Source organism: Tessaracoccus yangjingae (genome assembly GCF_054483935.1).
The window spans coordinates 2299964-2326260 of the sequence record NZ_CM137014.1 but is presented as its reverse complement, the minus strand read 5'-3'; the positions used below and the strand labels follow the sequence as shown (position 1 = coordinate 2326260).

Below are 26297 nucleotides of genomic sequence, written 5' to 3'. Positions count from 1 at the left end.
CCGCTGCCCGCCGTCGGCTAGCCTTGCGCGCATGACCCAGGCCGCCCTGCACTACGAGCTCACCCAGGACCGCCTCGACAACGGGCTTCAGGTGGTGGTCGCACCCGATGCCGGGGCGCCCGGTGTCGCGGTGAACCTGTGGGTGGAGGTCGGGTCCGCCGACGAGGCGCCCGGCCGGACGGGGTTCGCCCATCTGTTCGAGCACCTGATGTTCCAAGGCTCCGGACAGGTGGCCAGCGGCGAGCACATGGCCACCATCGAGTCGCTGGGCGGCACGGTCAACGCCACCACCTCCACCGATCGCACCAACTACTTCGAGACCGTCCCCAGGGGCGCGCTGGACCTGGCGCTGTGGATGGAGGCGGACCGGTTCGCGTCGCTGGCCATCACGCCCGAGAACTTCGGGGCCCAACGTCAGGTCGTGAAGGAGGAGAAGCGGCAGCGCTACGACAACCAGCCCTACGGGGACCTGCTCGAGTTGCTCACCGCGCAGCACTTCGCCCCCGATCACCCGTACGGACACCTGACGATCGGCTCCATGGAGGACCTCGACGACGCCTCGCTGGCCGATGTCGCGGCCTTCTTCGACGCCTGGTACCGCGCCGGCAACATCCGGCTGGTGCTGTGCGGCCCTGTCTCGGGGGACGAAGGCCTCGAGCTCGCGCAGCGCTACTTCGGCGGCCTTCCCGCGCGGCCCGGTCCGGCACGGGGGCCGATGCGGGAGACGCGGTCGCCCGGCCCCTCAACCGTGGAGGTCACGCGGACCGTGCCGCACTCGCTGGCGTACCTCTCGTGGACCACCCCCCCGGCCGCGCACCCGGACCAGCCGGCGATCGACCTGGCGCTCGCGGTGCTGGCAGACGGTCATACCTCGCGCCTCCACCGCTCGCTGGTGCGGCACGGCGACATCGCCCACGAGGTACACAGCGCCTCCCTCACCCACCGGTCGGCGGACTCGATCGCCACGATCCTGGGACGACCGGCCGAGGGCGTGTCCCTCGCGGCCATGTCGGACGCCATCCTTGAGGGGGTCGCAGGCCTGGCCGAGCGCGGCCCCAATGAGGACGAGCTCGCCCGCGCCGTGGCCCAGTACGAGCGGGACTGGCTGTGGGAGCTGGCCACGACGAGCGGCCGCGCGGACGCGATCAACGAGGCGTGGCTGATCCACGGCTCGCCGCACGAGGTCAACACGCACCTGTCGGACGTGCTGGCGGTCACACCCGACGACGTCGCCGCAGCCGCCAGACGGTGGCTCGCGCCCACGGTGGCACACCAACTCCACTACAAGGCCGAGGAGAACCGATGAGCCGCCCCGAGGTCACGCTGGGTGCTCCCTGGCTGTTCCCCACCCCCTCCGTCGGCACGCTCGCGTCCGGGCTGACGGTGTGGCACTTCGACCTGCCAGGGCAGCACATCGCGACGTTCGAGGTGGTCCTCAAGGCGCCACTGTCCGGCGAGCCGGCCGACCGCGAGGGCGTGGCCACCGTCGCCCTGCACGCCGTCGACGAGGGCACCCTCAGCCACCCCGACGGCGCCATCGGCGAGCTCCTGGAACACCAGGGCGCGACGCTGCACGGCACCGCACGCCAGCGTTACACCACCCTGGGCGGACAGGCGCCCTCCCGCAGGTTGGCCTCGGTCCTCCCGCTCTTCACCGAGGTCCTCACCGAGCCGGCGTTCGACGAGCGTGATGTCGCGCACCACGTCGAGGCGCAGGTGGCCGGGTACGACTCCAAGCTCGCCTCCCCCTCGTCGGCCGTCCGCCTGGCGCTGCGCCGGGAGCTGTTCGGGGCCGGGCACCGTGACGGCCGCCCCGCCGCGGGCACCCCGGAGACGCTCACCGCGATCGGTCCCGACGACGTGCGGCGCTGGCACCGCACCCATTTCTCGCCGGTGGGCGCCACCCTGCTGATCGCCGGCTCGCACGCCGCCGAGGCCCTCAAGGCGATGGCTTCGTGGGCCGCGCCGTCACCGGTGCCCGCGTCCCCCGTCGCGGCTCCGGAGCGCCCGCCCCGGATCGTCGTCGTCGATCAGCCGGACGCGGTGCAGGCCACCATCGTGGCCGGGAGACGCACCGTGTCGCGGCTGGATCCACGGTGGGCGGCGCTACGCCTCGCCGGCCAGGCTGTGGCAGGGGCGTTCGCGAGCCGGCTCAACCTCGAGCTGCGCGAGCGCCTCGGCTATACCTACGGCATCAGCGGAGGGTTCTCCCCGGGCACCGACGAGGGGATGTTCACCGTGGGCGGCAGCGTGCGCACCGAGGTCGCGGCAGACGCGGTGGCCCGGCTCCTCGAGGGGCTCGCCCTGCGTGCGCCCTTCGGCGACGCGGAGATCGACGACGCCCGCCGCTACCTCATCGGCGTGGCTCCCCTGGCGAACGAGACCTCCGCAGACATCGTCGCGCAGGCCTCGGCACTCGCCGCGGCGGGGCTCGAGCCGGGGTTCATGAACGACCACTTCGCCCACCTGGCCGCAGTCACCCCGGCGGACGCCACGGACGCCTTCCGCACCGTGGTCACGCCTGAAAGCCTGAGTGTCGCGGTGATGGGCGACGCGGCCGCCCTGGTCCCGGCCCTCGCGGGCGTCGGCCTGGCCGCGGAGGTCGTCGACCTCCGCGGCTGACCGGCTGATCAGCCGAGGGCCTCCGCCGCCTCGGCGATCTTGGCCTCGGCCGCCCGGACCTTGGCCTGGTAGTCCGCCAGGTCCCCGTCGCGGAGCGCCTGGTCGGCCGCCTCGAACAGGGCCTGCGCCTCGTCCAGGAAGTTGCGCGCCCGCACCTGAGCGTCCTCGGGCACCGACGGCGCCTCCGGGTCGACGGGGGCCACGTCCGTGGGCTGTTCCCCGGTGTCGGCGCCGGCATCGCCCTGGAACACCTGGTCAAGGGCTGACTGGAGCGTCTCGCCGATGCCGATCTGTTCCCCGAAGCGCACCACGATGAACCGCAGCGCGGGATAGGCGCCCGTGGTCCCCGTCGTCTGGGTGGAGATCGGCTGCACGTACAGCAGGCCGCCGCCCAGGGGCAGGGTGAGCAGGTTGCCGTAGATCGCGGATGCGGAGGCACCCTGACGGTTGAAGGGCAACAGCTTGTCCGCCACCAGCGGATTGGTCGCGATGAAGTTGTAGGTCTGTCCCGGGCCTGCGATCTGCTTGGCATCCGACAGCTTGAGCACCCTCATCCGCCCGTAGTCCTCGGTGGTGGCATCCGCGTTGACGGACATGTACACGCTGAGGTTCTCGCGGTCCTTCGGCACGAACACGGTGGTGTTGGCGAAGTGCGGCGAGTCGTCGCCCGGCCAGCGGATGGTGAGGAAGTACGGGGGCTCCTTGAGGCCCTGCTGCCCTGCCCGGACGGGGTCGTTGGGCACCTGCCAGATGTCGGTCTGGCGGTACCAGGTGTTGGGGCTGGTGGTGTGGTAGCGGCCGAGGATCTCGCGCTGGGCCTTGAAGAGGTCCTGCGGGTACCGGAGGTGCTCCAGGAGCTCCTGGGAGATCTCGGACTTGGGCGTGATGACGCCGGGATAGACCTTCTCCCAGGTCTGCAGGATGGGGTCGTTCTCGTCCCACTCGTACAGCGTCACCGTGCCGTCGTAGGCGTCGACGGTGGCCTTGACCGAGTTGCGCACGTAGTTGACCTGCTGGCCCATGAGCAGCCTGTCGGCCGCGGTCCGGGAGTCCGAGATGGCCTGCGTCCAGTCGCTGTTGGTGGAGTTGGGGAAGCTGTCGGTGGTGGTGTACGCGTCGATGATCCAGACGATCCGGCCGTCGACCACGCTCGGGAACGGGTCCGAGTCCAGGGTCAGCCACGGAGCGGCCTCCTGGACGCGCTGCACCGGCACCCGGTCGTGCATGAGCCGTGACTCGTCGTTGACGCGGTCCGACAGCATCAGGTTGATGTCGCCGAAGCGCACGGCGAAGGCCGCGCGGACCAGCGGGTTGCCGATGTCGACGCCGCCCTCCCCCGTGTAGGTGTACAGCGACTCGGTGCGGCCCTCGCCGCCCGACGGCGTGTCCAGCTCGACCGGATCCTGGCCCTCCGGGGAGCCGACGACCACGTAGTAGTCGGTCTGCTCGCCGAAGTAGATGCGTGGCTCGTGCTCGGGGAGCGTCCCCACGGTGGGGATTCCACCCGAGAAGAACACCGGCTCGCCGTTGGCCTCGCGCTGGTTGCCGTAGGCGGCCACCATCCCATAGCCGTGTGTGTACACGGTGCGGCGGTTGTTCCAGGTGTCGCCCGACTCCACGGAGTTCAGGTCCAGCTCGCGCACCGCGACCACGGAGTCCGTGGCCTTGCCGTCGATCACGTAGCGGTCGATGTCGAGCGTCTCCGGGAAGCTGTAGTAGCCGCGCACCTGCTGAAGCTGCTCGAAGGCGGCCGGGACGACGGTGGGGTCGATGAGCCGGATGGCCGGGAGCGCCTCGGCGTCCTGGCGGAGCTGACCGGCCGAGGCCGTGGTGGTGGCCTCGTAGTCCTCGATCTCCACGTCCTCGATGCCGTAGGCGTAGCGCGTGGCCGTGAGGTTGTTGGCGATGTAGGGGCGTTCCTTCTCCTCCTCATCGGGGGTGACCTCGAAGCTCTGCACGATCCACGGGTAGAGCATGGCCAGGAGGAGGGTTGAGACCACCAGCAGCGCGATGGAGGCCCCGGGCACGCTCCACCGGATCTTCCACGCGTTGACGAACGCCAGGATGGCCACGATGACGCAGATGGTGGCGATGATGGCGGCCACGGGCACCCGGGTGGTGAAGTCCGTGTAGCCCAGGCCCGTGAAGTTCTTGTTGGGGGTGATGCTGAGCCCGAACCGGTCCAGCATCGTGTTCGCCGCGATCAGCAGCATGATGAGGCCCAGGAGGATCGACAGGTGCCGCTGCGCGCCCACCCCTGCCGCCGTGTTGCCGCGTCCCCGCAGCGCCGAGGAGTTGAGGGCCCCTGTCATGAAGTGGACCGCCAGGGCGGCGAACGCCCCGGCGATCATCGCGAACAGCAGGTACCCGACGACGAACCGCAACCACGGCTGCGTGAAGACGTAGTAGCCGGCGTCAAGGCCGAAGTACGGGTCCGCCCAGTTGAACGGGGTGGCATGCCACCACGCCAGGAACACATCCGTCATCCCGGAGGCGGCCATGCCGCCGAGGATGCCCACCACCACGGAGGGGATGGCCATGAGGACCTTGGACCTGCGGTCCAGGGCGTCACGCAGCTGGATGAGGAACTCGGAGTCCAGGTTGGCCCTGCGCACCTTGGGCCGCAGCCGGTAGGCGATCACCATGTTGAAGAAGACGAGCGCGAACAGCAGCGAACCGAACACGACGAACAGCCCCAGCCGGGCCGCGAGCTGTGTGGTGAACACCGTCTGGAAGTTGATGCTGCGGAACCACAGGTAGTCCGTGAGCGTCCTGGAGGCGATCACCGCCACGAGCAGCAGTCCGCCCGCGATGATCACCGTCCAGAGCAGGGGCCCCCGTCCGGTGGGGGCCTCGGGGTTTGCGGTGTTGGCGCTCACGCCTCATCACTCCTGAACGTGTCTGCCAAGGCGTCCGCCAGGCCGGGGATGAGATCCTCGGCTCCCAGCAGATCCTCGGGGTTGGTCACCAGCCGCGCCAATCCATGACGCGTCCCGTCCCTGAGCACGCCGACGACGATGCGCACGTCGGCCCTCTCCGGGTGCGCGGCCACGAAGCGGGCCGCCTCGTCGGGGTCTTCTGGCAGTGCCGCCTCGTGTTCCGGCGGGAGGAAGGCGCGCTCCATCGCCAGGGCGCAACCCTCGACGGTGTCCGGCCAGAAGATCCCACGCAGGCGCTCGACAACATCCTCGGTGGCGTGGAACTCATCCTGTTCGATCGCCGTCAGCGCGTCCGGGGTGGCCTCCGGCACCCGGCCCCGCAGTTGCGGTTCGACCTCCAGGAGCGTCCGGGTGGTGACCAGCGCGAAGAGGCGGGCCGGCTGGTCCCAGCCTGACGAGGAGACGTGTCTCTCCACGTCCATGAGACAGGCGATCAGCTTCGACGAATCAGCCACAGGTGGGCACCTCCGCGGTCTTTCCTTCGTGGTTGAGTTGGAGCGCTGCGATCGCGTCCTTGAGTGTCCCGACGCGCACCAGCTGCACGTCCGTGTCCAGGTTCCCGACGTCTGCGCAGTTGTCCTCGGGCACCAGGAACACGGTGGCCCCGTCGCGCTGGGCGCCCATGATCTTCTCGCGGACCGCGCCTATCCGGCTGACGCGCCCGTTGGGGTCGATCTCCCCGGTGCCGGCCACCACCGTCTCGTCGATGAGCGTTCCCTCGGTGATCCGGTCGTAGAGCCCCAGCGCGAAGATCAGCCCCGCGCTGGGCCCCGTGACGTTCTGATCCACGCCGAACTGCACCTGCGGCGCGTAGAGGAATCCCGTGTCGAGGCTGATGCCCACCACCGGACGGCGCGAGTCGGTGTTGCTGGCGCTCGTGGTGACGCTCACGATGCTCTCCTGCCCGTCACGCAGGACCGTGAACACCACCACGTCTCCCACGGCATGGGTGGCCACCTGGGCGATGACGTCCTCGCGGGTCTTCATCTCGATCTCGTCGACCATCGTGATGAGGTCACCAGGCTGCAGCCGGTCTGCGCTGGGGCCGGAGAGGACGACGCTCTCCACCCTCGGGAGCTCGCTGACGGCCACCCCGGCCGCCCGGAGTGCCGCGACCGTGGCGTTGATCCGGGACTTGTCCATCATCGCCACCGCCTCGCTCTGCACCTGCGACGACGACTTTCCGGGAGGGTAGATGACGTCGCGCGGCATGGCGTCCGAGTCGTTTGCCATGAAGACGAAGACCGCCTCGGGAAGGCTGAGTGTCGAGTCCACGCGGGTGGTCGACACGGTGGTCATGAGCAACTGCCCCGTCGTCTCGAAGGTGGGGAGCCCGGACACCTGGATGACCTGGGCGCCCGCCTCCGTGGAGGCCAGCACGTCGACCGTCTGCCCTGGCCGCCATGCCACGTAGGGAACAGGGATGACCACCAGCAGCGCGGCGAGGAACACGAAGAGGAGGGAGGACACGATGGCCACCGCGTTGCGCGACACCGAGCGCTCCCTTCTGACGATTTCTCTTCACCCTAGCAAGCGGCGACAAGCGGTCGCGCGGCGCTTGCACCATGGGGAAGAATGGTCCACGAGGAGGTCATGTAAATGCCCAACCCTGACCCGTTCGGATCGTTCGACTTCGAGCAGCTGCGCAAGATGCTGCAACAGATGGGCCTTGGCGACGCGGACCAGCTCAATCTCGAGGAGTTGCTCGCCCAGGTGGCCCGGATGCAACAGTCCGGCCAGGGCCTGATGTTCGGCATGACCAACGCCGACCGGGATCCCGAGGCCGCCTGGCGGACCACCCTCACCGCGGCCAAGCAACTCGCGTCCGAGGCGGGCGCGGACCCCGAGCTCAGGGCCGAGGAGAAGGCTGCGGTCGTCGACGCCGAGCGCCTCGCGCAGGCCTGGCTGTCGCCCCAGACCACCTTCACCGAGACAGGGAGGCCCGCCCGGGCCATCACCAGGTCCGCGTGGCTGGACGAGACCGGGGACGGCTGGCGGGCTGTCATCGAGCCCATCATCGACGGGCTGGCGGAGGCGCTCAAGCGCGGGACCGTCGACGACGCGGGTGGCGAGCTGGAACCCATGGGGCGGCTCCTCGCCCCCATGATGAAGCAGTCCGCATCGCTGATCTACCGTGACCGCCTGAAGCGGGAGCTGGCCCGGGTGGCCGGGGACATCCTCACGGGCACCGAGATCGGGTTCAATCTGCTCAGCTCGCCAGGCGTTGTCATCATCCCGGCCAACGTCGCACGGTTCACGCAGGACCTGGATGCCAGCGAGCGGGACGTCACGCTGTTCCTCCTCCTGCGCGAGGCTGCCAGGCAGCGTCTGTTCCATCACGTCGCCTGGTTGTCGCCGCAGCTGAGTGCCCTACTGGGGCACTTCGCGCGGGAGATCACCATCGACTTCGACGCGATCGCCAGCCAGTTCCAGCCGGAGAACCTGCAGAACCTGTCCATCGAGGACGTTGTGGCGGTCGGCGAGTCCGTGCGGGGATCCTTCTTCCAACCCGCCAGCACCCCCACCCAGATCGAGATCCTGCAGCGCCTGGAGGTCCTGCTGGCGCTGGTGGAGGGCTGGGTGGACCACGTCGTCGGCCGCGCAACCGCGCCCTGGATGCCGAACGCCCCGCAGCTGGAGGAGGTCCTGCACCGCCGCCGCGCCTCCGCCACGCCGGTGACCAGTGTCTTCGCCGAGTTGCTCGGCCTCGACCTGCGTCCGCGGCTGGTGCGTGACGCGAAGAACCTCTGGGCCGCCGTCGAGCATCACCGCGGCGCCGAGGGCCGCGACGCCGTGTGGCGCCACCCGGACCTGCTGCCGACCGCGGGGCACCTCGCAGACCCGCTCTCCTTCGCCGCCGGGGAAGCCCGCCCCGACGAGCCGGTGGAGGACGAGATGGATGCAGAGCTGCGGCGGCTCCTCGAGGGGCCGGGGGCCTGAGCGGGGCATGCCTTGACGCGGCGGAGCGGCCCGCGCTTAACTTGCCCAGGTGAGTCCCGGTGGCTCGTTACGCAGGGGAAGGCGGAGCGAGCGGCCGGGACTCCACCGTGTCCGGCCGGTGTGTCTCGTTGTGAGCGCTCGGGGCGGCGCCTAGAGTGAACGCGGTTGCTGAAATCGGCAACCACCCCGAACAAGGAGGAAAACATGACTGCGGAGATCTGGGAAGGCTCGTTCTACTGCGTGAAGTGCAAGGAGAAGCGCGACGCGAAGGGCGAGGTCGTGGTCAATGCCAAGGGCACCAAGATGGCCAAGGGCAAGTGCCCCGAGTGCGGGACCAACCTCAACCGCATCCTCGGCAAGGCCTGAGCGGCGTAACCCGTGCCCGCTGAGGGCATTTCAATGGGGCGGTGGCCACTGTGCACCGCCCCATTGCGCTGCCCCGACACCGGCCGCGACTGACGCCCAGGCCGGTCCGGGAGTTCCGGGTGTGGTTCGGGCGAGACCGGTGTTGTCCGTGTGCCGCGAGGTGTTGTCCGGTTTCACCAGGGTGTTCCTCCGGGGCAGCCGACCCGCGAGTCTGGGCCCATGCACACCGTTCAGGTCTCCGTCGTGGGCGACCCCCTCGACACCCGCACGCTCGCCATCGCTCTTCGCCGCGCGCACCTTCACGCGGTCCCCATCACGCCGGAGGCCGCACTCCGCTCCCCAGGATCGACCCTGGGCGCGAGCCTGACGCTGCTCGTGGGGCCGCCCGGCGCCCACCCCACGCTGGAGTCGGAGATCTACGAGGCCGGGCAGGGCGTCCTGCACGTGGCCTGGGACTCCGAATCGGCCCAGGTGGGCCCCTTCGTGGCCCCGGGGCACGGCCCCTGCCCCGCGTGCCTCGGCCATGGACACCTGCCGGGCCCCCAGACACGAGGCGCGCACCGCGCGCTGGTGGGCTGGGCGGGCTCCCTGGCCGCGCTCCAGGCGCACGCCATCGTCCGGGGCAGCACGGACCTGGTGGCCGTCGGCTGGACCTGGCGTCTGTCGGCCCCGGGGCTGGGCGTGGTGGGCTGGGGGAAGCGCGCGGCCTGCCGAGCCCCGGGCTGCGTTCAGCCCTGATGCCCGCGGATGACCTCCAGTGCGCCACCTCCGTACCGCTCCGCCTTCACCCTCCCGATGCCCGGCAGGCGCAGCAGCTCCGCCTCTGACAGGGGGACGGCCTCGGCGATCGCCTGGAGGGTGGCGTCGGTGAAGACGACGAAGGCCGGCACGGACGCCTCCTCGGCCACCGCCCGCCGCCACGCTCTCAGCGCCTCGAACAGGGCCTCGTCGTAGCTGACCTCACAGCCCTCGTGCCTGCTGAGCTTGCGTTCCGCGGCGGTGTGGAGGTGCCCGCCGCAGACCCTGCAGGTGCGTGACCGGGCGGTGGTGGCCTTCTCCTTCGCCGGGCGGGCGACAGATGCCGGCCCGCTCACCTGGTCCGCGATGAACCGCGACCGCGTCGAGCCTCCCCTCCCCGCGGCCCAGCTGACACGCAGGTCGCGCTTGGCCCTGGTGAACCCGACGTAGAGCAGCCGACGCTCCTCCGACAGGGCCGGCTCCTCCTGGCTCAGCACGAAGGGAATCAGCCCTTCCCGGACCCCGATGACGGCCACCGCGTCCCACTCGAGACCCTTGGCGGCGTGCAGAGTGGACAGGGTCACCGCGTCGGCCACCGGCGCCGCCTGCCACGAGGAGCGCTCGCGCAGCCAGTCGGCCGCCTCACCCGCGGCCCATACGTCGTGCCTCGCCGCCTCGTCGATCACCATGCCGCGAAGTGCGCTGAGCGATTCCCATCTCTCCCGTTGCCGCCCCTGGCCGTCCGGCGCCTCCGGCCGCCACCCCGACGAGGCGAGGACGGCATCCATCACGTCCACGGCGGACGCGCCCTCGCCCCGCTCCACGTGCCTGGTGAACTCTGCGATGGCCTGGCGCACCTCTGCCCTGTCGTAGAACTTCTCCGTGCCTCGGACCGAGTAGGGGATGGCGCGTTCGCTCAGTGCCGCCTCGAGGGCGGGCGACTGGGCGTTGATGCGGTACAGGACCGCCAGCTCGGACCAGCGCGTACCCGCCGCGTGCGCGTCCTTGAGCCACTGGGCGACGGCTCCTGCCTCCGAGGCCTCGTCCGGATGCCCGGTGAACGTGGGCTTCGGCCCTGAGGGACGGGTGGGCGTGAGCGCGCCAGGGCCACCCGGCCGCACCCTCAGGACCTTGTTGGCGGAGGTGAGGACCTCCGGAGTGGAGCGGTAGTTGCGGAACAGCCGGACGGTCTCGGCGCCGTCGACTCCCGAGGCGAAGCCCAGCAGATACGACGCGTCCGCGCCCGCGAAGGAGTGGATGGCCTGATTGGGGTCCCCCACGACGCACACGTCCGGACGGCCGTCCACCCACAGGCTGATCAGGCGGTGCTGCAACGCCGACACGTCCTGGTACTCGTCGACGACGAAGTGACGGTACGTCTGCCGGATGGTGTCGCCGATCTCGGGGTGTTCGGTCAGCAGGACGGCGTTGCACATGAGGATGTCGTTGAAGTCCACGCTGCCCTCGGTGAGCTTCTGCTTCTCGTACAGGGCCATCGTGGCCGACACCTGGGCCGCCGACGCCCCGGCGACGGCGCGGCCACCCGCCACCTCCGGATACCTGGCGGCGGAGACGTTGCTGGTCTTGGCCCAGGAGATCTCGCTGTCGAGGTCGCGCACCAGAGCCGGCTCGGACTTGCCGAGCACCTGGTGCGCGGCACGCGCCACGAGCCCGTAGGTGTTCTCCGCCACGCGCGGAAAGGCCACGCCGTACGCCTGCGGCCAGAAGAACTGGCACTGCCGGAGCGCGGCGGAGTGGATGGTGCGCGCCTGCGCCCCGCGGACGCCCAGCGCGGCCAGGCGCGCGCGCATCTCCCCTGCCGCGCGGGTGGTGAAGGTGACCGCCAGCGTGGCCGCCGGCTGGTACCGGCCCTGGCTGACCGCGTAGGCGATTCGATGCGTGATGGCGCGGGTCTTGCCGGTGCCGGCGCCCGCGAGCACCACCACCGGGGCGTCCAGGAGCGTGGCCACGCGGCGCTGCTCCGGGTCCAGGGCATCAAGAATCTGGTCGCTCACCCCCACATTGTGGCCGCCCTCCACGACAGTTCCCAGCCGGAGACCCGTCGCGGTGTTTCTGTCGGTGCCCGCAAGTATGGTTACCCGGGGTGTGAGAGGAGGTGGCGCGGATGCCGTTGACCCTTGCCCGGGGTGCCCGCCGGAGCGTGCTGCTGGACCACCTCGTCGAGCGTCTGGACGGCCTGGCGCTGGGCCCGTTCGGCACGGCGCGCGTGATCGTCGCCACGCGGGAGACGGCTCGCGTCACCAGCCAAGAGGTGTCGGCGCGGCTGGGGATCTCCGCCGGCATCGCCTACGTCACCCCCGCGGATCTCACCAGGAGCCTGGCTGACGCGGCAGGGGTCGCAGCAGAACGCTCCCGCTGGCTCGGCACACCGCTGGACATGGCCGTCCAGGCCGCCCTCGCGGAGGTGTCCGCCGGGCACCCGCTGCTGCAGGCCGCCTTCGACAGCGACGGCGCTCGGCCGGGGCGGAGGCGAGCCACGGCGGTGCGCCTCGCCCGGTTGCTCCGAAGCTACGTGGACCTGGTTCCGGATCTGGTCGCAGACTGGCTCGACGGCGGAGACCACGGGCCCGGCGGCGTGGCCCTGCCCGAGGCGGCCCAGTGGCAGCCCGCACTGGTGCGTGCGGCCGTCGCAGCCCTCGAGGTGGACCCCCTCGAGACGCTCGGCGCTGTGCTCGACGCGGCCCGGCGCGACGAGACACCCACGCTGCTGCTGGCGGTGGACCACCTCACGGCGCCAGATCTGCAGGTGCTGGGCGCGCTGGCGACGGCACGCCCCGTCACCCTCATCCAGAAGTCGGGCACCGCTGGAGAACGCTGGGCCCTCCCCCTGGCCACGCACACCGTGGATCTCCCCGGCTCTCCCCGCCCTGCGCCCATCGTGACCGTCCATGATTCCCATGGCGAGGCCCGCCAGGTGGAGGTCCTGAGGGACGAACTCACCCGAACCTTCGCCGAGGATCCCACCCTTGAGCCTCGCGACGTGGCCATCGTCTGCCCCCGGCCCGAGCGCTATGCCGCACTCCTGGACGCGGCATTCTCCCCCGGCGACGCCTCGGGGCTCCACCCTGGGCGTCAGCTCCGCGTGCAGCAGGTGGGCGGCGAGGCACCCAACCCCCTGGTTCTGCTCCTGGTGGATCTGCTGCGCCTGGGCAGCTCCCGCGCCACGGCCAGCGCCCTGGTGGAGCTGCTTCTGCGTCCAGCCATCGCGCACCGGTGGCGTCTCACGGACCGGCACACGGTGGTGGAGTTGGTCAGCGGCGCAGGGATCCGGTGGGGGCTGGACAGCGCCCAGCGCTCCCAGTTCGGGGTGGAGGACGTGGCTCAGAACACCTGGTTGAGGGGCCTGGACCGGCTGCTGGTGGGGCTCGTCGTCGCCCCGGGGGACGACGCAGGGCTGGGGTTGAGCGGCGCAGAAGTCGTCGCGGCACCGGACATGGACATCGTCGGGTCACTCTGTGAGGTCGTGTCCCGGCTGCGGCACCTCGTCGCCGCCACGTCGGACGCCGCCACCATCCCGGCCTGGGTCCAACGATGCCGGGCGGCTCTGGACTCGCTGGTCGGCCTCCCCCACGCCGACGAGTGGCAGCAGGTCGCCACGGCCCGCCTGCTCACCCGGCTGGCGACGGACCATGCGGCTGACCTCACGCCGCTGACCCGGCACGAGTTCGCACTCCTCCTCTCGGACGCGGGCACCACCTACCGCCGCCGCGCGGCCGCGGGCAACGGGTCCCTCGCGGTGCTCTCCCTGGGGGAGCTCCCCCACGTGGAGTTCCGCGTGGTGGCCCTGCTCGGGGTCACCGACGACGTCGTCCCTGGCCGCACCGGGCTCCCGGCGGACTGCATCGATCTGGGCGACGCCGCTCCCGATCCACGGGTCCGCCGCCGGGACCAGCTTCTCGACCACGCGCTCTGCGCCGAGCACCTGCTCATCGTCCGGCAGTCGCGCTCCCAGCGCACCAACGACCGGGTCGCCCTTCCCGTGGCGATCAGCTGGCTGCTGGACCACCTGGGTGCCGAGCCCGTCCCGGTCGCGCATCCCGCAACAGCCACGTCGGCGGCCAACTTCCACGCCCCGGCAAGCTTCGACTCCCCCGCCCTCGCCGGGGCGCTCGCCCGGCACGGCCGCACCTGGCTGCCCGGCCGGCACGAGCGTCGCAGAACGGCCGCCAGGACTCGGCCCGTGGGCACCGCGCCGGAGCAGGTGCGGATCGACCAGTTGGCTCAGTTCCTGGCAGACCCGGCCCGCGCCTTCCTCAAGACCGCGGCCGGCATCACCGTGTACCGGGCGACCGAGGTGAAAGACGAGATCCCCCTTGAGGCCGACGCGCTCCAGCGCTGGACCATCATGTCCGACCTGCTGACGGCCTGGAAGTCCGGGCTGAGCGGCGACGAGGTGGAAAAGGCCCTGAGGCAACGCGAGGAGCACCCTCCCCTGGAGATCGGCCGCCTGGCGTTCGAATCGGCACGCGCAGACGCCTGGTCCCTGTGGGAAGTGGCGGGAGGCGAGTGGGCCTCGGAGCTTGAGGAACATCGCGTGTCCGTGACGCTGGACCTGGCGGATCTCGGCGTGGTCCAGCTCACGGGCGATGTCCGCACCCGCGGTGGCGCGGTGGTGGCCGTCACCGCAAGCGCCGGCGACGAGCAACTCATCACCCCCTGGCTGGAAGCCCTCGCGCTGGCCGCGAGCGGCCGGGCGGGTCCGGCGCGCCTCTACCGGCTTCGGCGGTCGTACGGTGAAACGCACCCGGAATCGCTGAACCTCGCGGCGCCTGATCAGGCGGATGCCACCCGGTGGCTGGCCGCAGTCGCCCGCGCCTACACCCTGGGTCAACATCGCCTCCTGGCGGTGCCCGCCGCCCCCGCCATCCAGCTCGTCCGGGAGAACACCGCGGGCACGTTCAAGGAATCCGAGTGGGCGGGAGGGTTCCGGAGCTACCAGCAGAGGAAGTGGAACTGGCCGGCGCGGTCCTGGGAGCTGTTCTTCGACTCAGACGTGTCCGAGCTGTTCACCGACGTCCCGCTCCCCACGGACCCGGCCAACGGTTCGGCCACCGCGTTCGCGGCGTGGGCGTCCGCGCTCTACGGCCCGATGGTCAGGAGCCTGTCATGACCAGCACGTCGACCTTCGACCTCACCGGCGCGCTCCCCACCGGCACCACCCTGCTGGAGGCGAGCGCCGGCACCGGCAAGACCTACGCCATCGCCGCCCTGGCCGCCCGATACCTCGCCGAGGGCGGGCTGGACGTCAGCAGTCTGCTGCTGATCACCTTCGGTCGCCACGCCACCGGCGAGCTGCGATCGCGCGTGTTCTCCAGGCTGACAGAGACCCTCGCGGCACTGGATGAGGTCGTCGCCGGGCGGCCCCTGCCCGCAACGGCGGACGCGGTCACCACCCATCTGGCCGCTGGCGACGCGGCCCTCCACCGCGCGCGGCTGACGGCGGCGGTGGCCCGGTTCAACGAACTGACCATCCTCACCACCCACGCCTTCTGTTCCGCCATGCTCCACGAGCTCGGGATCCTCGGGGACTGGGATCCGGCCGACGAGGTCGGCCCGGACTCCGTGGATCTGGTCCGGCAGTGCGCGGCCGACACCTACCTGCGCCGCCACCGGAAGGACCCCTCGCCGCCCATGAAGCCCCGTTTCGCGATGGAGATCGGTGAAGCCGCCTGCATGACGTCGCTGCCTCTGTTGCCGCCGTCGGGTCCGCACCACGAGTTCGCCCAAGACGCCCGCGGCCTGTACGCGCAGCGCAAGGCGCACCAGGGCCTGTGCACCTACGACGACGTCGTCGGCAGGCTCAAGCAGCTCCTCCGGTCGCCCGCCTTGGCTCCCGCCGTGCAGGCGGAGCTGCGCCGACGCTTCTCCGTGGTCCTGGTCGACGAGTTCCAGGACACGGATCCCGAGCAATGGGACGTCATCGAGCGGGCCTTCGTCTCCCAGGAGCGGGCCACCGTCCTCATCGGGGATCCGAAGCAGTCCATCTACGCGTTCCGCGGCGCTGACCTGCACAGCTACCTCGCCGCCAAGGAGGCGGCGGAGGTGCACACCCTCGGCGTCAACTACCGCAGCGACGCTGCGCTGGTCGAGGGAGTGCTCGAACTGTTCACGGACGCACCGCTCGGGGACGAGGCGGTGACCGTCAACCCCGTGGCCAGCGTGCAGTCCAACCGCCTGACCATGCCCGTCCACCAACGCCTGTGGCTGCGCACCGCGGTTGCCCGGGAGTTCACCTGCCACACGCCGTCGGCCGCGATCGAGGCAGACCTCATCGCCACCATCGGCAACCTCGTGCAACGCACCCGATTCACCCACCGCGGCGAGGAAGGCCGGGTGCGCTACTCGGACATCGCCATCCTGGTGCGGCGCGGCGCCCGGGCCCGACACCTGCGGAAGATCCTCGCCGACGCCCGGATACCTGCCGTCCTCACGGGCAGCCAGTCGGTGTGGACCCAGCCGGCGGCTCGGTACTGGGCCACCCTGCTGGCCGCGATGGCGGATCCGAGCCAGGCCACGATCAGGCTGGCGGCGCTCACCCCGCTCATCGGCTCGGACCTCGGTGCGCTCCTCGACGAGGACGGCGCGGAGCCGGCGCGCGTCAGCACCGTGGTGCGTACCCTCACCCGACGGTTCACCGAGGGCGGGCTCTCACGCGTGCTGGCGCATCTGCGCACCGCGGAGCGGCTCGACGAGCGCCTGATGCGCGAACCCGACGGGGAGCGCGATCTCGCGGACCTCAGCCAGGTGGCGGAACTACTGGAGGCCGAGGGCCCCCGCACGCTCAGCTCGCTGCTCGCCGTTCTCGCCGAACGCGCCGCGGACGAGGATGGCGCGGACCCCATCCGAGTGGCCGGCGACGAGGACGCGGTCCGCGTGATGACCATCCATGCCGCGAAGGGGCTCGAGTTTCCCATCGTGCTGCTGCCCGAGACCGACGGCGTGAGCGCCGTGCGAAACAAGCCGTTCACCCTGGTCCACAACGGGACCCGCCACCTGTACATCGGGCCGTCGCCGTCCTGGGACGAGCCCCTAGCCAAGGAACTCGACGACCAGGCGCTGGCTGAGGAGACGCGTCTGCTCTACGTGGCGTTCACCCGAGCCCAGCACTGCTGTGTCGCGTGGCACGTCGAGGGAACGGGGAACAGACACAAGCGCGGCCCGCTCTCCGGGCTCCTGCGGTCCTGGGAGCGCAGGAGCAAAGGGTCGGCGGCCGGCGCGTCCGGGGTGTACGTCTCGGGGTTCCCGACCGATCCGCCCGATCCCGCGCCCGCGTCTTCACCGCCCGCGGCGCCGCCGGATCTGAGCCTCGCGGTCTTCCCGCGGCAGATCGACCAGACGTGGCGCCGCACCTCCTACTCCGGCCTCACGCGCGACCTCCACGACCAGGCCCCCACGCACGTCCTCACGGACGAGTCCGCCGAGGTGGACGTGCCGCTACCCGCACCCGAGTCGCCCGCCCTCACCGCGCTGTCGCCGATGGACGGCCTGCCCGCGGGCGCCGGGTTCGGCACCCTGGTCCATGAGGCCTTGGAGCGCCTGGAGTGGTCGGCGGACCAACTGGAGGGCTCCTCGGCTCGGCTCGTGGCGGAGCTCGGCCCCCAGCATGCCCTGGACCCCTCGCACCACGCGGCGCTCGCCGAGGCCCTCTCCGCGGTGTGTCGGACCCCCCTTCTGCCCCTCACCCCCAGCACGCTCAGCGACCTGCCCACCGGTCGGCGACTGCCGGAGTTGGACTTCGATCTTCCGCTGGCGGATCAAGGATCACCCGCCACCCTGCGCGATCTCGCGGCCCTCATGGCGGCGCATCTTGCGGGCACGGACCCCCTCGCCCCCTACCCGGAGCGGCTGCGGACGTCGGAGGCCGCGGACGCCGTCCTCAACGGATTCCTCACCGGGTCGATCGACGCGGTGCTGGAACTCGACGACGGACGCTTCGTCGTCGTGGACTACAAGACCAACCGCATCGCGCCGGCCGGCGAGCCGGTGACCCTCGGCCACTTCGTCGCCCCGTCGATGGCCGAGGCCATGATGCAGGCCCACTACCCGCTCCAGGCCATGCTCTACTGCGTGGCCCTTCACCGCTTCCTCAGCATCCGGCTCCCCGGCTACGCGCCGGAGCGGCACCTCGGCGGGGTCGGCTACCTGTTCGTGCGCGGAATGGCCGGGCCGGAGACCCCCGTGGTCGACGGGGCATCCTGCGGCGTCATGGGATGGCGGCCCCCGGCGGCCCTTGTCGTGGCTGCGTCCGACCTGCTGGGTGGACAGAGTGCCTGAGATCCCCATCGCGGCCACCGGGGTGCTGCTCACGTTCTGTCAGGCGGGAATGCTGCGCCCGGTGGACTTCCACCTCGCTCGGCGCCTGGCCTCACTCGCCGGAGAGGCGGACCCCGAGGTCCAGCTCGCGTTCGCCCTGGCGGCGCGGGAACTGCGCCTCGGCTCGGTCTGCGTGGACCTGCAGGCCGCCTCAGAGCTGCTCCCCGAGGCGGACCTCGACGACGGACTCGGCGCTGGCGCACCCACGCTGGCGTGGCCTGCGACAGCCGGCTGGGTGGCCCGGGTGGGCGCCTCTCCCGCCGTCTCCGCGCCGGACCAGGAGGGGCGCCCGTTCCGGCTCGACGGCACGCTGCTCTACCTGGACCGCTACTGGCGGCAGGAACGCCGGCTCGCCAGGGCGCTGCGGCTGCGCAGCTCGATCGCGCAGTCCGGGGACCCCTACCCAGCGGTGCCACCTGCCGAGGGCGAGGCTGCGGACCCCCACCAGGAGGCGGCGGTGGTCGCGGCGCTGTCCCACGGCACCACCGTGATCACGGGTGGACCGGGCACCGGGAAGACGAGCATCGTGTCCCGGATCCTGGCCTCGCTGGCCCCGGACGATCCCCGGGTGGCGCTCACCGCCCCCACCGGCAAGGCGGCCGCCCGGTTGCGGGCAGCCGTAGCAGCCAAGCTGGACGTCCCCCTGCGTCTCTGGGGCGGCACGCTGCACAAGCTGCTCGGCGCTCGGCCGAGATCCACCCAGGTGGAGTACGTGCCGGGCAACCCCCTCCCCTTCGACGTCGTCGTCGTCGACGAGACATCCATGGTGGCGTTGGACCTCATGGCCACCCTGCTCGCCGCCCTGGCCCCGACCACCCGCCTGATCCTCATCGGCGACCCGCACCAGCTCCGCTCGGTCGAAGCCGGCGCTGTCCTGGCGGACATCGAACAGGCGCCGTCACTGGTGGCCGCACCTGGCGGCAGCATCGAGCGACTGCACACCAACTTTCGCTCCAACCGAGACATCAATCTGGTGGCAGAAGCCATCCTCACCGGAGACGCGGACGCGGCCCGCCGGATCATCGAAGCGTCTCCCAGCCTCGAGCTGATCCCCTTCGACGGCACGCTCGAGCCCGCCGCCCTCCCCCGGCTCCGCGAGGACCTGCTGACCAGCACCGCCGGCGTGGTGGCCGCGGCGCGGGCGGGGGACGCGGACGCGGCGCTGGCCGCCCTCTCGGCCCACCGCATCCTCTGCGGCCACCGGGAGGGACCGTTCGGAGTGGGGCACTGGGCCCGGTCCGCCCGCGCCTGGCTCGCCACTGAGATCGACGCCTACGGATTCGACACCAGGCCCTACGCCGGGCAGCCGCTGCTGATCCAGCGCAACACCGAGCTCTACCGCAACGGGGACACCGCCGTCGTCGTCAGGAGGAAGTCCGACGGCGAACTGACGGCCGTGGTGGACCGCGCCGAGAGCCCTCTGTGGGTGGCGCCGTCGCTCCTTGACGACGCGACGGACCTGCACGCCATGACCATCCACAAGTCCCAGGGCAGCCAGTTCGCACACGTCTCCGTGGTGCTGCCGCCTTCCGGATCGGCGCTGCTGACCAGGGAACTGCTCTACACGGCCGTGACCCGGGCGGAGCACGGCGTGCGCCTGTACGGCACCTGGGAGACGCTGACGCAGGCCATCGCCACCCCGGTGCGCCGGGCGAGCGGACTCGCCCGGGGCTGACGGCGGTCAGTGCGCGATGCGCACCGCAGCGATCGCGTCCGCCACGTAGGACAGGTTGCCGTCGTTCAGCGCCGCGACGCACATCCGACCCGCATCGGTGCCGTAGATGCCGTAGTCGGAGCGCAGCGCCACCATCTGGGCCTTGGTGAGCCCTGAGTAGCTGAACATGCCCAACTGGGAGGCGATGAAGCCCATGTCGGAGACTCCCCTGGCCTCGAGCGCCGCCACGAGGCCGCGTCGCAGCTGCTTGATCCTGTCGCGCATGGCGGCCAGCTCCTGCTCCCAGCCGCGACGCAGGTCGGCGTCCTGGAGGACGGTGGCCACCAGGGCCGCGCCGTGCGTGGCGGGGTTGGAGTAGTTGGTGCGGATGCAGATCTTGAGCTGCGACAGCACCCGCCGGGCCGCGTCGGCGGAGCCGGTGACCACCGACAACGACCCGATGCGCTCGCCGTAGAGGCTGAAGGACTTGGAGAACGACGTGGCGATGAAGAACTCCAGCCCGGAGGCCACGAACTTGGCCACGACGGCGCCGTCCTCCTCGATGCCGAAGCCGAAGCCCTGATAGGCCATGTCCAGGAACGGCATCAGGTCCCGCTCGCGCAGCACGTCGATGACCTGGTCCCACTGGGCGGGCGTCAGGTCGTAGCCGGTGGGGTTGTGGCAGCAGGCGTGGAGCAGCACGATCGTGCCGGCGTCGGCCCGCCGCAGGTCTGCCAGCATGCCGTCGAAGTCGATGCCCTGGAGGGCCGGCTCGTAGTACCGGTAGGTGTCCACCTTGAACCCGGCGCGCGTGAACAGGGCGCGGTGGTTCTCCCAGCTCGGGTCTGAGATCAGCACCGTGGCGGAGGGCTCGATCTGGCGCAGCAGGTCCGCCCCGACCTTCAGCGCGCCGGTGCCGCCGAGCGTCTGGACCGTGGAGATGCGGCCCTCGACCAGAGCGTCGGCCTCCGTGCCGAAGACCAGCGCGCGCACGGCGTCGCGGTAGGCCGGCATGCCGTCGATGCCCAGGTACCCCTTCGGCTTCGACTCCGCCGCGAGGCGCTGCTCGGCGGTGCGGACGCAGTCGAGCAGTGGGAGCTTGCCGCTGTCGTCGAGGTAGACGCCGACGCCGAGGTTGACCTTTCCGGCACGCTGATCGGCGACGAAGGCCTCGGTGAGGCCGAGAATGGGGTCTGCGGGGGCGAGTTCGACTCGATCGAACAGCGACATGGGGGCACCTCTTTCCTCGGTGGCCCAGCCTAGTGGCAACGGGGCACGTGTCCAGATCCGTTTCCGCCGCCCCTCGCGCGGCACGTCGAGGTGCCAGACTTCTCTGGTATCCCGGCGTCACGCGCCGCCACGGAGGGAGGGACCTCATGAAGATCCGGTTCGGGCAGTCCCGGCAGTCGACGATCGGCATCGAGTGGGAGCTCGCCGTGGTCGACGCGCGCACCTTGGAGCAGGTCCCCGCGGCCGATGTGGTGCTCTCGCAGGTCGACGACCCCGTCAACGGCTCGATCCGTTCCGAGTACCTCACCAGCATGATCGAGCTCGTCTCGGGGGTGCACGAGAGCGTCCCCGCCGCCGTGAAGGAGATGCGCGGCCACCTGGACTTCGCGCTGTCCCTGCTGGAGCCCCGCGGCCTGACGCTGCTGGGCCTCGGCGCCCATCCGTTCGGCGACCCGCGCCGGCAACTGCCCGGAGACAAGGCCCAGTACCGCCGCGTGACCGAGCGAAACGCCTGGTGGGGGCAGCAGATGGCCATCAACGGGCTGCACATCCACACCGGGATCGACAACCGGGAGAAGGCGCTGCCCATCGTCTACGGAATGGCCCGCTTCGCGCCCTACTTCATCGCCCTGTCCGCGTCGTCGCCGTTCTGGATCGGGGAGGACACGAAGTTCGCCTCTCAGCGCACGATGGTGTTCCAGCAGCTCCCCACCAACGGGCTCCCGTACCACATGAAGGACTGGGCCGAGCTCGAGAGCTACGCCTCGCAGCTGGAGGGTGTGGGCCTGATCCAGAACCCGTCCGAGATCAGGTGGGACGTCCGCCCGTCGACGTGGGGCACCGTCGAGAACCGCACGATGGACTCCGTGCCCACCCTCATGGAGCTGGGCGCTCTGACCGCGTTCAACCAGTGCCTGGTGGAGCGCATGTCGCGGGCCCTGGCCGCGGACGAGCCGATCGACCGGCTGCCGTTCTGGTTCATGCGCGAGAACAAGTGGCGGGCCGCCCGGTACGGGCTCTCCGCGGACGTCATCACCCCACGCAAGGACGAGTACCTCATCCACGTCAGCGACGGGATCCTGCGATGGGTCGTCGAACTGACCCCCATCGCCGAGGAGCTGGGCTGCGCGGAGAACCTCGCCCACGTGGCGGACCTGGTCCATGGCGGCCCGAGCTACCTCCGCCAGCGCCGGGTGGCCGCGGCACACGGCGGAGACCCGGTGGCGGTGACCCGCGCCGCCGTCGAGGAACTACGCGCCGGCCGACCCGCGTTCAAGGAGCACCGATGAAGCCCTTCCTGCTACTGAGCACCCGCCCCGAGGACGACGCCGCCGAGGGAGAGCGTGAGGCGATCGTCCGGCTGGCCGGGATCACCGACGCGGACCTGGTCCAGATCAGGGTGGAGGAGTCCCCGCTGGCCCCGCAGGATCTCGACCACTATTCCGGAGTGATCCTCGGCGGGGGCCCCTACAACGCCAGCGACGCCGACAAGTCGGCCCTCCAGGTGCGGGTCGAGGCGGACCTGAACCGGGTGATCGACGAGGTGGTGGCCCGGGACTTCCCGTTCTTCGGCCTCTGCTACGGCGTCGGCGCGCTGACCGGCCGGCTGGGGGGCGTGGTGGATCGCAGCGTCGGCGAGGAGGTGGGGGTGGTGACCGCGACACTCACAGCCGAGGGGCGCACGGACCCGATCTTCGCCGGGGTGCCCACCGAGCTGCAGGCGTTCACTGCACACAAGGAGGGATGCCGGCTGCTGGCCCCCGGCGCCACCCTCCTTGCCACCGGGGTGGAGTGCCCGGTGCAGGCGTTCCGGATCGGGAGGCGGGTCTACGCCACCCAGTTCCACCCGGAGCTGGACTCCGCGGGTCTGGCGGCGCGAATCAGGATCTACCGCGACGCCGGCTACTTCGACCCGGCCGACACTGACAAGCTGGTGGCGTTCGCCGAATCCTCGACGATCACGCCGGCCGTGCACACGATGCTGCGCAACTTCGTCGAGCTGGCGGCTCAGTCCAGATAGTCGCGGAGGACCTGGGAGCGCGACGGGTGCCGCAGCTTCGACATGGTCTTGGACTCGATCTGGCGGATGCGCTCGCGCGTGACGCCGTACACCTTGCCGATCTCGTCGAGCGTCTTGGGCTGACCGTCGGTGAGCCCGAAGCGCATGGACACCACGCCCGCCTCGCGCTCGCTCAGCGTGTCCAGCACGTCGTTGAGCTGCTCCTGCAGGAGCGTGAAGTTCACCGCGTCCGCCGGCACCACGGCCTCGGAGTCCTCGATGAGGTCGCCGAACTCCGAGTCCCCGTCCTCGCCGAGCGGTGTGTGCAGGGAGATGGGCTCGCGGCCGTACTTCTGGACCTCGACCACCTTCTCGGGGGTCATGTCGAGCTCGACGGCGAGCTCCTCGGGGGTGGGTTCGCGGCCGAGGTCCTGCAGCATCTGCCGCTGGACCCTGGCCAGCTTGTTGATGACCTCAACCATGTGCACCGGGATGCGGATGGTGCGGGCCTGGTCCGCCATGGCGCGGGTGATGGCCTGCTTGATCCACCACGTGGCGTAGGTGGAGAACTTGTAGCCCTTGGTGTAGTCGAACTTCTCGACGGCGCGGATCAGGCCCAGGTTGCCCTCCTGGATCAGGTCCAGGAACAGCATGCCGCGACCCGTGTAGCGCTTCGCCAGCGACACGACCAGGCGCAGGTTGGCCTCCAGCAGGTGGTTCTTCGCCCGGCGGCCGTCCTCCGCGATCCACTCGAGGTCCTCGCGGTCCGCGGCGGCCACGGTGTGCTCCGTGGAGTGGAGCCGCTCGTCGGCGAACAGGCCGGCCTCGATGCGCTTGGCGAGTTCCACCTCCTCGACGGCGTTGAGCAGCGCGACCTTGCCGATCTGCTTGAGGTAGTCCTTGACCGGGTCCGCGGTGGCGCCGGCGGAGACGACCTGCTGCTCGGGCTCGTCGGCGTCGTCGGAGTCCGACAGCGCGAAGCCCTCCTCCTCGACGAGCTCCTTCACCAGAGGCGCCTCGCTGGCCTCGTTGAACGTCGAGTCGTCCACCTCGTCGAGCGAACGCTTCTTACCCCCGACAGTCAGAACCACGTCCTCCCCTTCGCGCTTGAACTGGACCTCGACCTCTCCCGTGGAGGCCTGGGCGATGGTGGCTTCGTCTGCCTTGGCACCCCGGCCGCGGCGGGTCGCGGGCTTGGGCGCCCCGCCCGCGGGGGCGGCCGCCCGGGCGCGGGGACGGGGGGCGGACCCGTCGGGAGACTGGGCACCCGCTGCGACCCGACGCGTTCGGGTAGGCTTGCCGGTTCCTTCAGCGTCCTGGGTCACATTGGTCCTCTCGAGGGCTGCTACGGGTTTCAGCGCGTGCGTCGCCCCGCCTTAGTCAAGGGTGACGCGCCCCCATTCTTGCACGCGCAGAGCGGCCACTCAAACGACCTGATCCGGGAACCCCCTCCCCGCGGTCAGGGTTCGGCGCCCCGGACGTACGACCCTGGTCGCATATTCGCTTGGAGGGTATGCGAAGCGGGAACCCTTGGCACCCCTTGCGCGTTGTTGGGGGTGACGACTGTACGAAAGGGACTCGATAGACATGATTACTACTGCGCGTACACGAACCAATGACGGCATCGACGGCAAGGACGCGGTGGGCCTGTACCTGGACGCCATCGCCAAGACCCCACTGCTCAGCGCCGTGGAGGAGGTGGACCTCGCCCGCGAGATCGAGGCCGGGCTGTTCGCCCGCCAGATCCTCGACGGCGTGGCCGAGTCCTCCGTCGAGGCCACCGAGGACGAGCTGCAGGCACTGGCCGCACTCGGCGACGCCGCCATGCAGCGCTTCATCCAGGCGAACCTGCGCCTCGTCGTCTCCGTCGCCCGCAAGTACGGGCGCTCCCAGATGCCCATGCTGGACCTGGTCCAGGAGGGCAACACCGGCCTGATCCGCGCGGTCGAGAAGTTCGACTACGCCAAGGGCTTCAAGTTCTCCACCTACGCGACGTGGTGGGTGCGTCAGGCCATCTCGCGCGGCATCGCGCAGCAGGGACGCATCGTCCGGCTGCCGGTTCATGTGGCCGAGCAGGTCAACCAGGTCTCCGCCGTGCGCCGCAACCTGGAGCGCCAGCTGGGCCGCGAGCCGGAGCTCTCCGAGATCGCCGACGAGCTGGGCCTCGAGGAGTCCAAGATCGTCGACCTGATCCGCTACTCCCGTGACCACGTGTCCCTCGACGCCCCTGTCGAGGCCGACGGCGACACCGCGCTGGGCGATCTCATCGCCCGCGAGACCGCCCCCGGGCCGGACGAGATGGTGCTGGACGCGGAGGATCGCGCCCGGCTCGAGGCCATGCTCTCCAGCCTCGACGAGCGCTCCCAGGACGTGGTGCGCCGCAGGTACGGCCTCCTCGACGGCCGCCAGGCCAAGCTCGCCGACATCGGCGTGCAGTGGGGCATCACCGCCGAGCGGGTGCGCCAGATCGAGCGGCAGGCGCTGGCCACGCTCCGGGCCGGCCAGGGACTGGCCGCCTGACCGGACACCGGTCTCCCATACGCCGCGGCCCGTGCCCCCTCCCCCGGGGTGCGGGCCGCGGTCTGTCCCCGTCGGCTCACGACAGGACGCGGATCAGTCCCTCCTGGGCGCACGAGGCCACGGCGAGCCCGTCCTGGAACAGCCGCCCCATCGCGAAGCCGCGCGCGTGCGAGGCCGACGGCGACGTCATGTCGTAGAGCAGCCACTCGTCCACCCGGACCGGGCGGTGGAACCACATCGCGTGATCGATCGACGCGGCCTGCATGGACGGCGACAGGAACTCCACCGCGTGCGGCACCGTCGAGACGCTGAGCAGGGTGATGTCGGACAGATAGGCCAGCACCGCGGCATGCAGGAGCGGGTCGTCCGGCATGGCCTCCTTCGTGCGGATCCACGCCTTCATGTTGCCGCCGCCCTCGACGAGGTCCGGGCGGGCGGCGAGGCGGACGTCCAGGGCGTCCCATTCGGACACCAGCCGGACGCTGGCCCCGAATCGTCGTTCCAGCACCTCGTGGAGCGAGGGGCACGACTCCGGCACGGCCACCCCGGAGGGGGGTGCGGCGGAGTGGCTCAGCCCGTCCTCCGGCTCCTGGAACGACGCGGTCATCTGGAAGATCACCGAACCGCCCTGGCGGGTCACCACACGGCGGTTGCTGAACGTGTTCCCGTCGCGCATCACCTCCACCTCGAAGTCCAGCGGGCGGTCGTTGGCCCCCGGGCGCAGGAAGTAGGCGTTGAGCGAGTGGACGAGCCGGTCGGGAGCGACGGTGCGCGCGGCCGCCACCAGCGTCTGGCCCAGCACCTGGCCGCCGAACAGGCGCTGCAGGAGTGTGTCCGGATGCGGCCCGCGGAAGAGGTTCTCCCCCGTGGTCTGGAGGTCGAACAAGGCGATGAGTTCGGAGACGTCCCTGGGCACGGACCCCATCGTGCCACCCGGAGTAGGGTTCCAAGTGCC

The 26297-nt window shown here is 70.8% G+C and carries 18 protein-coding genes; 11 read left to right on the top strand and 7 right to left on the bottom strand.

Annotated features, from left to right (window positions below):
- The first annotated feature begins 31 nt into the window (after positions 1–31).
- Together ACX1D3_RS10320 and ACX1D3_RS10315 are read left to right on the top strand one after the other, a co-directional pair.
- Positions 32–1306, top strand: a complete 1275-nt coding sequence (locus ACX1D3_RS10320) for a M16 family metallopeptidase (RefSeq protein WP_458993797.1) — start codon at positions 32–34, stop codon at positions 1304–1306.
- Complete coding sequence (locus tag ACX1D3_RS10315; RefSeq protein ID WP_458993796.1) at positions 1303–2622, top strand: M16 family metallopeptidase; 1320 nt, start codon at positions 1303–1305, stop codon at positions 2620–2622. The genes ACX1D3_RS10320 and ACX1D3_RS10315 overlap by 4 nt, the downstream gene beginning before the upstream one ends.
- Before the next feature lie 8 nt (positions 2623–2630).
- Here the strand turns inward: ACX1D3_RS10315 and ACX1D3_RS10310 are convergent, their stop codons facing one another.
- The 3 genes from ACX1D3_RS10310 to ACX1D3_RS10300 are packed head-to-tail and all read right to left on the bottom strand — an operon-like array spanning position 2631 to position 7055.
- Positions 2631–5501: a UPF0182 family membrane protein gene (locus tag ACX1D3_RS10310; RefSeq protein WP_458993795.1), complete on the bottom strand. Its 2871-nt coding sequence runs from the start codon at positions 5499–5501 to the stop codon at positions 2631–2633.
- Positions 5498–6016: a PPA1309 family protein gene (locus ACX1D3_RS10305; protein ID WP_458993794.1), complete on the bottom strand. Its 519-nt coding sequence runs from the start codon at positions 6014–6016 to the stop codon at positions 5498–5500. The genes ACX1D3_RS10310 and ACX1D3_RS10305 overlap by 4 nt, the downstream gene beginning before the upstream one ends.
- On the bottom strand, positions 6009–7055 hold the full coding sequence (locus tag ACX1D3_RS10300; protein ID WP_458993793.1) for a YlbL family protein: 1047 nt from the start codon (positions 7053–7055) through the stop codon (positions 6009–6011). Before ACX1D3_RS10300 ends, ACX1D3_RS10305 begins: the two co-directional genes overlap by 8 nt.
- 105 nt (positions 7056–7160) lie before the next feature.
- Between ACX1D3_RS10300 and ACX1D3_RS10295 the strand changes: the two genes are divergently transcribed.
- The 3 genes from ACX1D3_RS10295 to ACX1D3_RS10285 all read left to right on the top strand — a co-directional run bounded on the left by ACX1D3_RS10295 (position 7161) and on the right by ACX1D3_RS10285 (position 9605).
- Complete coding sequence (locus ACX1D3_RS10295) at positions 7161–8501, top strand: zinc-dependent metalloprotease (protein WP_458993792.1); 1341 nt, start codon at positions 7161–7163, stop codon at positions 8499–8501.
- Between the two features lie 204 nt (positions 8502–8705).
- Positions 8706–8867 (top strand): DUF5679 domain-containing protein, encoded by a 162-nt coding sequence (locus tag ACX1D3_RS10290; RefSeq protein WP_182784204.1) that lies wholly within the window; start codon positions 8706–8708, stop codon positions 8865–8867.
- Between the two features lie 219 nt (positions 8868–9086).
- Positions 9087–9605: a hypothetical protein gene (locus ACX1D3_RS10285; protein WP_458993791.1), complete on the top strand. Its 519-nt coding sequence runs from the start codon at positions 9087–9089 to the stop codon at positions 9603–9605.
- Here the strand turns inward: ACX1D3_RS10285 and ACX1D3_RS10280 are convergent.
- Positions 9596–11626: an ATP-dependent helicase gene (locus ACX1D3_RS10280; RefSeq protein ID WP_458996526.1), complete on the bottom strand. Its 2031-nt coding sequence runs from the start codon at positions 11624–11626 to the stop codon at positions 9596–9598. The genes ACX1D3_RS10285 and ACX1D3_RS10280 overlap by 10 nt on opposite strands.
- A 104-nt stretch (positions 11627–11730) precedes the next feature.
- On the opposite strand from ACX1D3_RS10280, the gene ACX1D3_RS10275 reads away from it, so the two are divergent.
- The 3 genes from ACX1D3_RS10275 to recD are packed head-to-tail and all read left to right on the top strand — an operon-like array spanning position 11731 to position 19614.
- Positions 11731–14736, top strand: a complete 3006-nt coding sequence (locus tag ACX1D3_RS10275; protein WP_458993790.1) for an exodeoxyribonuclease V subunit gamma — start codon at positions 11731–11733, stop codon at positions 14734–14736.
- Positions 14733–17900, top strand: coding sequence for a UvrD-helicase domain-containing protein (locus tag ACX1D3_RS10270; RefSeq protein WP_458993789.1), 3168 nt, complete (start codon positions 14733–14735; stop codon positions 17898–17900). Before ACX1D3_RS10275 ends, ACX1D3_RS10270 begins: the two co-directional genes overlap by 4 nt.
- Positions 17893–19614: an exodeoxyribonuclease V subunit alpha gene (recD, locus tag ACX1D3_RS10265; protein ID WP_458993788.1), complete on the top strand. Its 1722-nt coding sequence runs from the start codon at positions 17893–17895 to the stop codon at positions 19612–19614. The genes ACX1D3_RS10270 and recD overlap by 8 nt, the downstream gene beginning before the upstream one ends.
- Before the next feature lie 6 nt (positions 19615–19620).
- Here the strand turns inward: recD and ACX1D3_RS10260 are convergent, their stop codons facing one another.
- A complete protein-coding gene (locus ACX1D3_RS10260; RefSeq protein ID WP_458993787.1) occupies positions 19621–20823 on the bottom strand; it encodes an amino acid aminotransferase in 1203 nt (400 codons plus the stop codon).
- A gap of 146 nt (positions 20824–20969) precedes the next feature.
- On the opposite strand from ACX1D3_RS10260, the gene ACX1D3_RS10255 reads away from it, so the two are divergent.
- Positions 20970–22112: a carboxylate-amine ligase gene (locus ACX1D3_RS10255; protein ID WP_458993786.1), complete on the top strand. Its 1143-nt coding sequence runs from the start codon at positions 20970–20972 to the stop codon at positions 22110–22112.
- The gene (locus ACX1D3_RS10250; RefSeq protein ID WP_458993785.1) at positions 22109–22843 is read left to right on the top strand and encodes a glutamine amidotransferase; all 735 of its coding nucleotides are present in this window, start codon (positions 22109–22111) and stop codon (positions 22841–22843) included. The genes ACX1D3_RS10255 and ACX1D3_RS10250 overlap by 4 nt, the downstream gene beginning before the upstream one ends.
- Here ACX1D3_RS10250 and ACX1D3_RS10245 read toward each other — a convergent pair.
- The gene (locus ACX1D3_RS10245) at positions 22831–24180 is read right to left on the bottom strand and encodes an RNA polymerase sigma factor (RefSeq protein WP_458996525.1); all 1350 of its coding nucleotides are present in this window, start codon (positions 24178–24180) and stop codon (positions 22831–22833) included. The two genes, ACX1D3_RS10250 and ACX1D3_RS10245, sit on opposite strands and share 13 nt — an antisense overlap.
- 229 nt (positions 24181–24409) lie before the next feature.
- Between ACX1D3_RS10245 and ACX1D3_RS10240 the strand changes: the two genes are divergently transcribed.
- Positions 24410–25342, top strand: coding sequence for a sigma-70 family RNA polymerase sigma factor (locus ACX1D3_RS10240; protein ID WP_458993784.1), 933 nt, complete (start codon positions 24410–24412; stop codon positions 25340–25342).
- A 76-nt stretch (positions 25343–25418) separates the two neighbouring features.
- Here the strand turns inward: ACX1D3_RS10240 and ACX1D3_RS10235 are convergent, their stop codons facing one another.
- Complete coding sequence (locus ACX1D3_RS10235; RefSeq protein ID WP_458993783.1) at positions 25419–26267, bottom strand: acyl-CoA thioesterase; 849 nt, start codon at positions 26265–26267, stop codon at positions 25419–25421.
- Positions 26268–26297: the final 30 nt, after the last annotated feature.